This window comes from Dryocola clanedunensis subsp. sulfonylureivorans (genome assembly GCF_016756775.1).
In the GTDB taxonomy this organism is placed as follows: Bacteria; Pseudomonadota; Gammaproteobacteria; order Enterobacterales; family Enterobacteriaceae; genus Dryocola; species Dryocola clanedunensis.
In genome coordinates this window covers 35,549-48,669 of the sequence record NZ_JAERMU010000025.1, presented here as the reverse complement: position 1 = coordinate 48,669, position 13,121 = coordinate 35,549, and the positions used below count along the sequence as shown (strand labels likewise).

Below are 13,121 nucleotides of genomic sequence, written 5' to 3'. Positions count from 1 at the left end.
AACGAAGCGGACTTTAAGACCGAACATTCGGGCATCAGCCTGAGCGGGGGCGGCAGCTTCGGGGATAATTTCCAGGGCAACATGCCGGGGGGCATCATTGCCGTGGCAGGTAACAGCGGTCATGCGGAAGGCACCACGCAGGCGGCAGTGGCTGATGGCGCTATCATCATCCGTAACAAGGACAATCAGCAGCAGGATATCGCTAATCTCAGCCGCGATACGGAACACGCCAACGACAGCATCAGCCCCATCTTCGACAAGGAGAAAGAGCAGAACAGGCTGAAGGAAATCGGGCTAATCAGTGACATCGGCGGCCAGGCGGCAGATATTGCGCGGACGCAGGGTGAGATTAATGCGCTAAGCGAAGCGAAGAAAACCTACGGCGACCTGCCAGCGAATGCGACAGAAGAACAACGTCAGGCGTATCTGACGAAACTGCGTAACTCGCCGGAATACAAAGGCGAACTGAAGAAATACGGCACCGGCAGCGACATGCAGCGCGGTATTCAGGCGGCCACCGCAGCCCTCCAGGGCCTGGCAGGTGGAAATATCGGCGGTGCGCTGGCCGGGGCATCGGCACCGGAGCTGGCGAATATTATCGGCCACCACGCAGGCATTGATGACAATGACGAAGCGAAGGCTGTGGCTCATGCCATTCTGGGGGGTGTGACCGCCGCCCTTCAGGGCAACAGTGCAGCAGCGGGTGCCGCAGGTGGTGCGACGGGAGAGCTTATCGCCGGAGCTATTGCGAAGGTGCTTTACCCGGATGTTAAAGACCTGTCAACGCTGAGCGAAGATCAGAAACAGACGCTGAGCACACTGGCGAGTATTTCATCGGGTATGGCCGGCGGGATCGCTGGCGGGGATGCTTCAGGTGCTGCTGCGGGGGCAAGTGCCGGGAAGAATGCAGTTGAGAATAACCTGTTTGGCGGAAATGAAGAGTCACAAGCGGCATGGATACGTCAGCATGGAGCAGACATGGCGAGTTGTTCCGATAATCCGGCCGGATCAGCGTGCCAAAAAGCCAAAAATGAAAGGAATGCTGTAGCGCTGGCTCTTGCTAGCGGGGGCGCAGTTTCATTACCCGGGGAAGCATTAGCTATGTGGGGGCTAGGTGCGGGAATGAATGCAGGAGTTCAATACGCTGGTAGCGGGGAAATAAATCCTGTGAACGCTGTTGTTGCCGGTTGGGTGAATGTTGCTACGATGGGTAATGGCTGGAAAGGAACAGTTGCCGGGAATGCTGCTGGTGGTGCGCTCGCTAACCAGATAAATGGTGATGACCCAATGACTGGAGCTATAACTAACGGGGCCGGTGCTTGGTTAGGTTACGGAGTTGGTAACTATATTGTGAAGCCTGCCACTAATGCAGCAGGAAAATTTATTACCAATGGTTGGGATCCAAAATTTAACCCTGACCTACTGAAGTACACCGAAATTAAAGGGCAAATGGGGATATCCAAGGATATGTTACCAAGTAAAATCCCGGGAACTACAGGAGATGTTGGAGGTAGTGCCGTCTCAGAATTTGGTGGTTCGGCTATACAGGATAAATTAGATAAAATGGCAGGTAAAAAATGAAATGGCTCTTCTTTTTGATAGTTGTAGTGTGTGTATCAATAATTGGATTGTTTGCCGCCGCGTTCATTTTTTATCTTACCATAGAAATATTTTTTTATTTCTATGGTAGTGTTCCTATTTCAATGGATCCTTTTCAACTGAAAAAAATGCTAAAAATCAGTGTGGCAGGTGGAAGTATTTTAGGGGGCGGGATAGTATTGCTTAGGATTTTTAGAGTGAAAGGTTTTTAATTTCTCCAAGAGTCAAAGTCGTTGAGAATAACTTCTTGGGTACGGAAGAAGATCAAATCAAAGCTGTACAGAGGCATGGTGCCGATGTTCTCTCCTGTGCAGATAACCCGTCAGGTGCAGCCTGCCAGCGAGGGATCTCAGAAAATAAAGCGTATGCAGGAGCGTTGGCAGCAGCGGGGCTGATTTATTTACCAGGTGGAATGCAGCAGGTGGCGCGACATCAAGCTATCTGAACGGAGATGATCCGTTTAAAGGTGGTGTAATAAGTGGTGCCGCTTCGGGGTTTGGTTATGGACTCGGTAAGGCGGCCACAAATTCATTAGATAAATGGGTTAATCCTGCATGGAAAAATTACGAGTGGGTTGATATGGGGATGGGGATAAGTAAGCCATTACCTTTATCACCAATACCAGGAATATCCGGTAACGCTATATCATCAATCATTACAGAAGCAACAGGGCAAGGTGGCTCTAAAGCTACGAATAGCTTGCAGTCGGGGATGGAAAATGAAAAATAATTGTTACCGTTGGCTCACTATTTTTATGGTTCTGATGATAATCATGAGCTTGAGTTCATTTTTTGCACTTTTTATTAAGCCCATTATTTTTTATTTTGAAACAGGGAGAATCAATGTTTCAGTTATTAATATTTTGTTTTTGAGTATAAAGATTGGTTCGTTTGTTAGCGGTGTAATAGTCCTTGGCTTATGGGTTAAATATCGATTTAATATCCACTGATATAACTATTTAGCAGAAGCCCAACCCGCACGGTTGGTTTTTTTTTAACCTGTTAGTGGCTTTGTTGAATAAATCGAACTTTTGGCCGTAGTCAGGATCAGAACACCACACTCGGCGTGGCTGCGGGGCGGGATGTGAATCTCACCACCGCCACCGAAAGCGATTATCACTACAAAGAGCAGACCAAAACCAAAAAAGGGTTTCTCAGCAAGAAGACAACCCATACCATCGAAGAGGACAGCGCCACACGTGAAGCAGGGACCCTGCTGAGCGGAGACAACGTGCAGGTCAGCGCCGGAAACAACCTGCTGGTGAAAGGTTCGTCCGTGGTCGCGGATGATGCGGTGAACCTGAGCGCGGGTAATAATGTGGATATTGTTGCCGCCACCAACACAGATTCAGGCTGGCGCTTTAAGGAAGTGAAGAAGAGTGGCCTGATGGGCACCGGCGGGATAGGTATCACCGCCGGCAGCAGTAAAACCACACACGACCTGAGCGCGGCGGGCATCACCCAGAGTCAGAGCTTCAGTACCGTGGGCTCGACGGGTGGTAGCGTGGTGATTTCAGCCGGTAATCAGGCACACATCGGCGGTGCCGACCTGATTGCGGGCAAGGACCTGGCGGTTATCGGCGACAGCGTCCTCATCGACCCGGGCCACGACAGGCGGACCCGAGACGAAACTTTTGAGCAGAAGAAAAGCGGCCTGACGCTGGCGCTCTCCGGCACGGTGGGCAGCGCCATTAACAACGCTGTGAGTTCCGCACAGGATGCTCACGAAGAGAGTGACGATCGTCTTTCAGCGCTGCAGGCAACCAAATCGGCTCTGTCAGGTATCCAGGCCGTGCAGGCAAATGCAACAGACACTGCCAATAGCGGCAACACCGATAATCCCAGCACCGACACCATCGGGATCAGTGCGTCTCTGACCACCCAACATTCCAAATCTGAGCAGCACGCACAGAGCGATGCGGTATCAGGCAGCACGCTGAACGCCGGTAACAACCTCTCTGTTATCGCGACGGGCAAAAATAAAGGCGAGCACAGCGGCGATATCGCCATCGCCGGAAGCCAGCTGAAAGCCGGGGGCGATACGCTGCTGAGCGCGCAGAACGATATTCTGCTGAGCGGAGCCGGCAATACGCAGCAAATCAGCGGAAAGAACAGCAGCAGCGGCGGCGGCGTGGGTGTCGGGATTGGTGTCGGCAGCGGTGGCTGGGGCATCAGCGTCTTTGCCAACGGCAACTCTGCCCACGGTAAAGAGAAAGGCAACGGCACCGACTGGACCGAGACCACTATCGACAGCGGCAACACCGTCACCATCAACAGCGGGCGCGACACGGTGCTTGATGGTGCCCTGGTTAACGGCAATAAAATCATCGCAGACGTGGGCCGCGACCTGCTGATGAGCAGCCAGCAGGACAACAACGACTACGACAGCAAGCAGACCAGCGTGGCGGCGGACGGCAGCTTCACCTTCGGCTCCATGACCGGTTCGGGCTACATCAGCGCGAACCAGGACAAGATGAAGAGCCGCTTTGACTCGGTGGCGGAGCAGACCGGGCTGTACGCCGGTAACGGCGGCTTCGACATCACGGTGGGTAACCACACCCAGCTGGACGGGGCGGTGATTGCCTCCACGGCAACGGCGGACAAAAACAGCCTCGATACCGGAACGCTGGGCTTCAGCGACCTGCACCACGCAGGCAGCCATTGCCGGTGGCACCATCACCGTTCGTGATAAGGACGATCAGCAGCAGGATATCGCTAATCTCAGCCGCGATACGGAACACGCCAACGACAGTATCAGCCCCATCTTCGACAAGGAGAAAGAGCAGAACAGGCTGAAGGAAATCGGGCTAATCAGCGACCGCGGCGCTTCAGGGCCTGGCGGGTGGAAATATCGGCGGTGCGCTGGCCGGAGCATCGGCACCGGAGCTGGCGAACATCATCGGCCATCATGCGGGCATTGATGACAATGATGAAGCGAAGGCCGTTGCTCATGCGATTCTGGGCGGCGTGACGGCTGCGCTTCAGGGCAACAGCGCAGCAGCGGGTGCCGCAGGTGGCGCAACGGGAGAGCTTATCGCCGGAGCTATTGCGAAGGTGCTTTACCCGGACGTTAAGGACCTGTCGACGCTGAGCGAAGATCAGAAACAGACGCTGAGTACGCTGGCGAGTATTTCGTCGGGTATGGCCGGCGGGATCGCTGGCGGGGATGCTTCAGGTGCTGCTGCGGGGGCAAGTGCCGGGAAAAATTCCACCGAGAATAATGCGCTGAGTCTGCCATCGGGAATGATGAATTACGGGCAGGCAGTTGCCTCATGGAACCAATATGCACAGAACAATAAACTGACGCCGGAGCAGACACAGGCCGGGTTGGATAAACTCGCTAAAGGTGATTTGCCAGATGGCGCGAATATCACCAAAGTTATCGTGAATGGATATAAGGATGGCGTGTTGATCGCGGGGGCAGCTTATTTAGGTCCGGCAGCGTCAGCAGGTAAAGTAGTGGGTGGTGCAGTAATCGCGGAAATCGCCAACGGTACTTATCAGTGGTTCGATCTGAGTCAGCCAGGTAATGAAAATAAAGGCTGGGACTATAAGGGAAGTGTCTCAGCAGGTATCACTGGTGCATTAGCTCCTGGCCGGAATATTTGGCAAAACGCGGGGATCGCGGCAGGTGGAACCTTATTTACTGATGGGCCAGATAAAGGTGCCTTAACTGGCACCGGAGCTGGCTGGGCATTTGGTACAGTAGCAGGTTTAGTTGCACCTCCTTTATTTGACCCTGTCTTAGGGGCAGGTTCTGCTCCTGTAGGTGATATCATTGGGTCAATGGGTGGTGAGTTTATAAGTAATGCAATTAAGGATGAGGTTCATAAAAATGAAAAGAAAAAATAAACCCACAATATGGTTACTGTTCCTGAGCATCGTTTACATGTTTGTTTGCTGCGTAGTTTTTTTTTCTCTGGCCTTGATAGTTGTGAAATTAGTTATCAGCCATAGTGTGAGTATTGAGCAATCGGATATTAAAAATATTCTAATAGTAAGCGGTATTGCAGGAGGAGCTGCGGCTCTTAGATCGTGGTTTTTTGCCAAAATAGATGAACGCAAAGCCCGAAAATCCACTCCGTCGGATCCTGAGTAAGCTTCTCAATCCCGCCCTTAGTCGGCGGGATTTTTTTATCTGCCAGCCGTCAGCCCCACTTCCCGATAGACGGTTTTTTAGCTGTGATCATTTCAATAAAATCAGTGATCTGTCGCTGCTTGCGGATCGGGAGCTTACAGACCTTCTTCAGCGTCTGCATGATCTCCGGCTCTGGCGGCGGTGCAGGTAACGGCTCTTGGGCGGTGAGTACCAGACAACCGGGCATCACGCGGATCTTCAGCGGTGTTCCGGTCGCAAATCCCGCATCTTCCAGCCAGTAGCCCTTGAGGGTTATGGTTGGTGCGGGTTCGTGGGTCTGCCAGTCGCGAATGTAACCCACGGTATACCGGCGGGTTTTTAACGCCGGTGCTTCTGTTGTAACAACTTCTGACTTAGAATCGTGCTCAGCCATGATAACTACTCCTAACTAGTTGTTGTGGTTAGCGGTTGGAGTGAGGTGCGAACTCATTTCAACCGCGACTATTTTCGCTTCCTTTCGCTAACAATCTTCCTTCATACCCAATAACGTATCGACTGGAATATCTAAAATTCTGGACAAATCAGCAAGAAGTGAGGACGGAAGCTTTAGCTTTGCTCCTTCGTAATGCCCCAGTGTTTGCTGAGCAATACCAAGTTGTTGTGCCAGTTGGCTTTGTGTTAATCCCTTCTCTTTCCTTGCCAGTGCAATGCGCTTCCCTAAGGCAATAAAAAATATTTTATCTTTTTCGTTCATGGCATTGTTTTCATATTTTATTAGTTGCCATAAGCATAAACCGTAGATCCTTTTACTCGAATTATTTTACTCTGAATTAGAGTGAAATAATCCATCTTGATACGTTTATGCGATGTGCATCGAGAATTTTAACTGTATGCGAAACAAAGAGAAAAGCTGCTTTTGCATCTTGATTTTATAGGTATGATTTGTGAGGTGCAGATTCTCATCATGGCCGGGCGGTAGCATTCCTGCCTGCAGCTAAAATTTTCTGATTCATCTCCCAACCTGAGCACCGCCACCGAAAGCGATTATCACTGCAAAGTGCAGACCAAAACCAAAAAAGGGTTCCTCAGCAAGAATACAACCCATACCACCGAAGATGACAGCGCCATCCGTGAAGCAGAGACTCTGCTGAGCGGAGACAATGTGCAGGTCAGCGCCGGTAACAACCTGCTGGTGAAAGGCTCGTCTGTGGGAGCAGACGATGCTGTGAACCTAATCTGTATCTACCCAAAACAGAGCTAGAAAAGTCTCTGATTTAATTAAACAAAAGGATGATGTATGAAAGCAAAACTTCTCACTGTCGTGGCATCAATGGCAATCTTAACGGGTTGTGCTACATCGGTTAAGCCTGACACAGTAAAAGCGGCGAATGGCAGTTCTGTTGATATTCTCAGCGTGCCAGCACTTGCCGATCTAAATAAAAATCGCATAGCCGATAACAAGCTGCGCGAGGTCACGCCGACGCATGCCGCGACGGGAATGGGATTGGCTGTGTTAGGGGCACTGACTGGTAACATCAATAGCGGTGATTTTGATAAAGAGAATTACAAAGGAAACACTATTGATGCATTGACCAATCCTACGGATGCCTGGTTTACGCCGAAAGCGAAGCAGAATATTAGTCAGTGGCTGGCGGCCAACGCTAATGGTTATACTTACAAGCAGCCTCTTTATATTGGTCATGCCACATGGGCGCTGATTTATAACGATGCAACGGCGGCCGACCCGTCTTATCAGCTGAAATACAAGGTGATTTTCTATAAGCGCCCTGAAGGTGGCAATATCTTCTCGGCCTTTACCGTGGCGGAATGCTCGCCAACACCAGTGGAAGCAAAATTATCTGACTGGCGCATGAATAATTATGCCAAAGTCTCGACCGAGACAGAAAAGTATATGAATAGCTGTTTGCTTGAGCTTAACAATCAATTGCTGCGCTTACTTAAGAAATAATTCCCTTTCAAACCAGCATTACCGCTTTTCAAGCATCACTTTCGCTATCACGCCCGGTAGACCATAACTTGCTGCTACTCTTTTCCTGGCAGATGGTTGGTGTTGCTCAGCACGTTTGTGAATGGCGTTTCTGACGGGCGGATGGTGATGACCGGGTGTAAGTGCCCCGCAATAATCCCCACAGCACAAATCACAGACGCAAAAAAGCCCGCGTAGCTTGCGCTAGCGGGCTTTCAGGACTTCATATCTGGCTCTGGTAACCGTCAACAAAGAATTTTGGTGGAGCTGGCGGGAGTTGAACCCGCGTCCGGAATTCCTAGACCGTCGGCACTACATGCTTAGTCATATCTTTACATTCGCCGGGCAACTGCGGATAGACACGCCATTACCAAACTATCCTGATTAGTTTTAGTGCTTCAGCCCCAGGCAAGACATCCACACGAGCTCTTTTGGGTTTGACTTCTCTTGATCCCCGTCCTAAGAGCGGAGGCTAGGGAGAGAAGGCTCTAAGCAGGTTATTAAGCTGCTAGTGCGTAGTTTTCGTCGTTTGCGACTATTTTTTTGCGGCTTTTTACGAGGCCAACCGCCCCTCGGCATGCACCTTGGGTTTCGCAAATCCCGTCGAATCCAGAATCAGCCCCACAAGTGTTTTGTCAGTATAACAGAGATGTAGCGCCCGTTACCACCCCCATTCCAGTTAACGCTCGCGCAGCGCTTCTTTGGCACGGTTGAACGGTTTGATCAGGTAATCGATGATGGTTTTTTGCCCCGTTTTAATGTCCACGGTGGCGACCATCCCCGGCGTGATGGAGAACTTGTGGCCCACTTTGTTGACCAGATAATCCTGATGGGTGCGGATAAACACCCGGTAGTAGACGATTTCCGGCTTAATTTTGTCCTGAATGGTGTCCGGCGAGATGGTTTCAACGATGCCCTCAAGCCCGCCGTAGATGGCATAATCGTAGGCGGTAACCTTCACCAGCGCCCGCTGACCCGGATGGATAAAGGCAATGTCGCGCGGGGAAAGTCGCGCTTCAATCAGCAGGTGGTCGTCCACGGGCACGATTTCCATCATCTCGCCGTTCGGCGGGATGACGCCGCCGATGGTGGTCACCTGGATGTTTTTCACAATGCCGCGCATCGGCGAACGCACGGTCATGCGGGATACGGAGTCCTCGCGGCCCTTAATAATGGCCGCAAGCATGTCTACTTCCGCGTTGGCTTTTGACAGCGCTTCGCGAGCCTGCACGTAATACTGCGAGCGCAGGTCGGTGATTTTCAGGCCCAGATCGCTTTTTTGCCGCTGCAGGCGCAGCACTTCCACGTGGCTTGCCGCGCCGCTTTTTACCAGCCGCTGGGTGATCGCCAGCTCTTTGTTCACCGACACCAGCGCGTCTTGCAGCTCAGACTCGGAGTCGGTCAGCTGGGCGCGGCGCGTTTTGTAGAGCCGTGTCTCAGACATCAGTAAATCCGGCCAGGCCTTCAGCGAGTCCGGGAACTTCAGCGGCAGGTCGTTAACCTCCGCGTACAGCCTGGCGCTGGAGGCCAGCGACGCGCGGTAGCGGGCGGCGCTTTCACCGACGTTGGACTCCGAGCGGGTAGGGTCGAGGCGGGCGACGACTTGCCCGGCCTCTACTTTGTCGCCTTCGTGGACCAGCAACTCGGTCACGATGCCGCCGTCCAGCGACTGGAGCACCTGTTCGCGGGCGCTGGGGACGACTTTGCCGGTGCCGGTAGAGACTTCATCGAGCTTGCCGAACCACGCCCAGACGCCGAAGAGGATAAACAGCAGCGTGCTGAGTAAGATTATGCGGCTCGCGCCGGAGTATTCGCTTTCGCGCTGGATATCCGGATCGTCCATGGCGGCGTCACGCTGACTGGTTTTCATTTTTCCACTCCCGTCCGGTTGCCTGTGCCGCGGCGCGGCTGTTGCTCAGCGCCTGTGCTTTCGGTGCGTCCATCACCAGCTGTCCGTCCTTAATGACCAGTACACGCTCCACCAGTTCGAGCATCGGCACGCGATGGGTGGCGACAATCAGCGTGCGGTTGCCCAGCCACTGCCCGAGCCGCTGGATAAACTCCCGCTCGGTGTGGTCGTCCAGCGATGCGGTCGGCTCGTCCAGCAGCACGATGTTGGGCGAGCGCAGCAGCATGCGGGCCAGCAAAATCGACTGACGCTGGCCGCCGGACAGCCCCGCGCCGCCCTCCATAATCGGATGGTCGAGGCCTTTTGGCAGCTGCTTTACGAAGCCGCCCGCGCCGCTGATTTCCAGCACTTCAAAGATGGATTCGTCGCTGGCGTGGGGCGCGCCGAGCGTCAGGTTTTCGCGCAGCGTGCCGTAAAACAGCCGGGCGTTCTGGCTCAGGAAGCCGATGTTGCGCCGCAAATCCGCCATATCGATCTGCGTCATGCTCAGGTTGTCGAGGCGCACGTCGCCGCTCACCAGGTCGACGCCGCCCGCCAGCGCCTGTAGCAGGGTAGATTTCCCCGCGCCGTTGCGGCCCAGCACCGCTACCCGTTCGCCCTGCTGAATCTCCAGACGGGTGATGCGCAGCGGAATGCGCTGGTCGTCGCTGTGGTAGCGGAACTGCGCGTTCTCAAAGAGATAGTGACCGTGGAAGATGTCCTGATGCACAAGGCTTTCGTCGCGCTGGGTTTCCACGGGCAGCTGCATGATGCTGTCCAGCCCCTGTTTAGCGGCCTTCACCTGCTGCCAGCGGGCCAGCACGCCGCACAGGTTTGCCATCGGGGCGATCATGCGGGAGGCGAGCATGGAGGCGGCGACCATCGCACCCGTCGTCATATCACCTTCAATGACCAGCGGCGCGCCGAACAGGATTACGGCGGCGTAGACCAGGCTCTGGATCGTCATTCCCCAGCTGATCAGCCCCTGGGTCAGCTGCCGGGTGCGCAGGCCGGACTCGGCGGTAATGCGGATGTAGCTGTTCCACTGCTGCAGGAAGCGGTTTTCCGCCTGCATTAATTTGATGTCCTCCAGCCCCTGCACGCTCTCCACCAGCACGGCGTTGCGCAGGGTGGCTTCATGGGCGGACTGGTTGGCGAGCATCGCCAGTTTCTTTTGCAGCAGCAGGCCGGGCAGCACCATCAGCACGGCGGCGACCGGGGCGATCCACGCCAGCTGCGGGGCGATCAGCGCCAGCACGATGATAAACAGGAAGAAGAAGGGCAGATCGACGATCGTCGAGATCGTCGACGAGGTGATCATCTCGCGGATCTGCTCTAGCTCGCGCAGCTGGGAGATAAAGCTGCCGGTGGAGCGGGGCACGGCGCTGTTGCGCAGCCGCAGGGCGTGGCTGAACACCCGGTCGGAGACTCGCATATCGGCCCGCTTGCCGAGCACGTCCATGATATGGCTGCGGGTCACGCGCAGCAGAAAGCCGAACGCCACGGCCAGCATCACGCCGGACGCCAGCACGTAGAGCGTCGGGTAGGACTGCGCGGGGATCACCCGGTCATAAACCTGCATTGAAAACAGAATGCCCGCCAGCGACAGCACGTTGACCAGAAACGCGGCGAGCATCACCGGGCCATACGGCCCAAGATCCTGCATAACCAGCTCCTTCAGCCAGTCCGGGCTGAAGCGGGAAATGTAGGCATCCACGCGGCTGTCCTTCAGCGCCGAAAGGGGGCGCAGCGCTGCCACGAAGCCGATCTCGGGCAGGAGCTTGCTGAGCGCAACCCGGTTAAGCTGACGTTCGCCGCCGTCGATCAGGCAGATTTCAACGGTGTCCTCGCCGTCGAAATGCTCGATAACCACCAGATGCCCGTTGGTTAAATTCGCCACCACGGGCAGCCGCCACTGGGCGATGGCCTGCTGCGGCGTACTGAGCAGATGAAATGAAAGGCCGGCCTGGCGCGACAGCTGGGTCAGCGCCGATAGCATGGCTTTATCTTTAAACCAGGGCGCGTTGGCCTGAATGGTGCCGGGTGAGCAGACAACGCGGTAGTGGGCGGCAACGTGGCTGATGGCGTGCGCCCAGTTGCCCAGCGCCTGTTCAGAGAGATGTTCCTGCGCGGGAGGAGGAGTATGGCTCATGGCTGGATCTCCAGTGACTGGATGCTGCGGTGTTCCAGACCAAATGCGGTGCGCAATTTGCCGGTGTTATACAGGCAGTTGAGCTGCAGCTGATGGAGCTGGCTGAGGGTCTGCTGCTGGGCGAAGCGCGCCTGGAAGACTTCCTGTTCGGCGTTGAGCACGTCGAGAAGCGGGCGGGAACCCAGGTCGAGATACTGCTGCTGATAGAGTTCCCGGGTGCGGGCGCTTAACGCTTCCTGGCGCGCCAGCACCTGAATGGCCCCAGCGAGGCTGAGCGCCTGGCTGCGCGACTCCATCAGCTTCTGGCGTACATCAAGACGGGTGCGCTGTACGCCGGACTGAGCGGCTTCCACGGCGTGCGAGGCCGCGTTACGCCGGGCGGTCAGGCCGCCGCCCTGATAGATGGGCATTTCAACTTTGACGAACGCCGAGTACTGGGTGCGGTCCAGCACTTCGTGGCTGGCGTATTTGTCGTTCAGATAGTGCTGTACCTGCGGTTCGAGGGATATCGTCGGCGTCATCTGCGCGTTGGCATAGTCCAGATTGGCCTGTGCCACGTTGGCCTGCGCCCAGGAGGCAAGAACCGCGGGCACCAGGCGATCGTCCGGCTGGGCGACCTCACAGCTGTTGCCAAGCTTGTTCGGGAATTCGGTGCTGATGCCGTTGAGGTTGTTCCAGCCCAGCCAGCTCATCAAGGTCGCCTGGGCGCTCTCCAGGCTGGACTGGTACTGAATCAGCTGCGAGCGGGCGGATTCGATGCGGGCGTTGGTCTGCACCACGTCCGACATGGACGTCGCGCCTTCGTCGTTACGCTGCTGGGTCAGGGTGCCGATTTTGCTCAGCGCGTCGAGCTGGTCTTTGGCGATGTCCACCATCTGGTGGTACATCTGCACCTGAACCATGGCGATGGCGGTGCCGTGCCCGACGTTATCAATGCTGACCAGCACGTTGGCCTGCTCCTGCGCCACGCCCGCGTTTTCTGCTCGCACCTGGCTCGAAACCTTGCCGAAGTCATAGAGCATCTGGGAAAGGGAAAGCACCAGCGACGGGCTGAAGCCGCTGTCCGTGTAGGTGTTGCTGTAGCCGTTGTTCACCCCCGCGCTTATCTGCGGATAGTATTTAGATTTTGCGACGTTAACCTGTTCGGACTGGCCGTACAGCTTACCAATCGCCTCGCGAATGGCCGGGTGCCAGGTGACGGCACGGTTGACCGCCTCGTTAAGCGTTAGCGTGCCGGGCGCGGGTGCGTCCAGCGGTAGCGCTGTGGAGCCATCCAGCGCCGGTAGTTCCTGCTTCTCGGCAAGGCCCTGGCTGGTAATAAATTGTGGAGTGTCATCGGCATACGCCTGGGTTACACACAGGCCGTACGCCAGCCAGAAAGCAGCAGGCTGAAATTTTCCCATAGTTTGTCCCTAATA

The 13,121-nt window shown here is 55.0% G+C and carries 7 protein-coding genes, 1 other RNA gene and 3 pseudogenes; 5 read left to right on the top strand and 6 right to left on the bottom strand.

Annotation, left to right across the window (positions count from 1 at the left end):
- The 3 genes and pseudogenes from HYQ67_RS24305 to HYQ67_RS20295 all read left to right on the top strand — a co-directional run.
- Positions 1–921, top strand: a pseudogene (locus HYQ67_RS24305) (VENN motif pre-toxin domain-containing protein); the annotation flags it as partial.
- A 1,737-nt stretch (positions 922–2,658) separates the two neighbouring features.
- Positions 2,659–4,832: pseudogene (locus HYQ67_RS20310) on the top strand (hemagglutinin repeat-containing protein); the annotation flags it as partial.
- Positions 4,833–5,433: 601 nt separating this feature from the next.
- Positions 5,434–5,697: a hypothetical protein gene (locus HYQ67_RS20295; RefSeq protein ID WP_202306916.1), complete on the top strand. Its 264-nt coding sequence runs from the start codon at positions 5,434–5,436 to the stop codon at positions 5,695–5,697.
- 49 nt (positions 5,698–5,746) lie between these two features.
- On the opposite strand, the gene HYQ67_RS20290 is transcribed toward HYQ67_RS20295, so the two are convergent.
- Positions 5,747–6,109 (bottom strand): SymE family type I addiction module toxin, encoded by a 363-nt coding sequence (locus tag HYQ67_RS20290; protein ID WP_202306914.1) that lies wholly within the window; start codon positions 6,107–6,109, stop codon positions 5,747–5,749.
- Positions 6,110–6,196: 87 nt separating this feature from the next.
- A complete protein-coding gene (locus HYQ67_RS20285; protein ID WP_202306903.1) occupies positions 6,197–6,430 on the bottom strand; it encodes a helix-turn-helix domain-containing protein in 234 nt (77 codons plus the stop codon).
- A 264-nt stretch (positions 6,431–6,694) separates the two neighbouring features.
- Here HYQ67_RS20285 and HYQ67_RS20280 point away from each other — a divergent pair.
- Both HYQ67_RS20280 and HYQ67_RS20275 read left to right on the top strand, forming a co-directional pair.
- Positions 6,695–6,910, top strand: a pseudogene (locus HYQ67_RS20280) (hypothetical protein); the annotation flags it as partial.
- A gap of 63 nt (positions 6,911–6,973) precedes the next feature.
- Entirely contained in the window at positions 6,974–7,645 is a 672-nt protein-coding gene (locus HYQ67_RS20275) for a hypothetical protein (RefSeq protein ID WP_202306899.1), read from the top strand.
- Between the two features lie 277 nt (positions 7,646–7,922).
- Here the strand turns inward: HYQ67_RS20275 and ssrA are convergent.
- The 4 genes from ssrA to HYQ67_RS20255 form a co-directional block, all read right to left on the bottom strand.
- Positions 7,923–8,286: a transfer-messenger RNA gene (ssrA, locus tag HYQ67_RS20270) on the bottom strand.
- Positions 8,287–8,342: 56 nt separating this feature from the next.
- The gene (locus HYQ67_RS20265; protein WP_202306933.1) at positions 8,343–9,506 is read right to left on the bottom strand and encodes an HlyD family type I secretion periplasmic adaptor subunit; all 1,164 of its coding nucleotides are present in this window, start codon (positions 9,504–9,506) and stop codon (positions 8,343–8,345) included.
- Positions 9,507–9,513: 7 nt separating this feature from the next.
- Positions 9,514–11,703, bottom strand: coding sequence for a type I secretion system permease/ATPase (locus HYQ67_RS20260; RefSeq protein WP_202306897.1), 2,190 nt, complete (start codon positions 11,701–11,703; stop codon positions 9,514–9,516).
- Positions 11,700–13,106, bottom strand: coding sequence for a TolC family outer membrane protein (locus HYQ67_RS20255; protein WP_202306895.1), 1,407 nt, complete (start codon positions 13,104–13,106; stop codon positions 11,700–11,702). The genes HYQ67_RS20260 and HYQ67_RS20255 overlap by 4 nt, the downstream gene beginning before the upstream one ends.
- Positions 13,107–13,121 lie beyond the last annotated feature (15 nt).

Coding starts and splice junctions, on each gene's coding strand:
- HYQ67_RS20295 (WP_202306916.1), top strand. CDS start 5,434: ATGAAAAGAAAAAATAAACCCACAATATGGTTACTGTTCCTGAGCATC.
- HYQ67_RS20290 (WP_202306914.1), bottom strand. CDS start 6,109: ATGGCTGAGCACGATTCTAAGTCAGAAGTTGTTACAACAGAAGCACCG.
- HYQ67_RS20285 (WP_202306903.1), bottom strand. CDS start 6,430: ATGAACGAAAAAGATAAAATATTTTTTATTGCCTTAGGGAAGCGCATT.
- HYQ67_RS20275 (WP_202306899.1), top strand. CDS start 6,974: ATGAAAGCAAAACTTCTCACTGTCGTGGCATCAATGGCAATCTTAACG.
- HYQ67_RS20265 (WP_202306933.1), bottom strand. CDS start 9,506: ATGGACGATCCGGATATCCAGCGCGAAAGCGAATACTCCGGCGCGAGC.
- HYQ67_RS20260 (WP_202306897.1), bottom strand. CDS start 11,703: ATGAGCCATACTCCTCCTCCCGCGCAGGAACATCTCTCTGAACAGGCG.
- HYQ67_RS20255 (WP_202306895.1), bottom strand. CDS start 13,106: ATGGGAAAATTTCAGCCTGCTGCTTTCTGGCTGGCGTACGGCCTGTGT.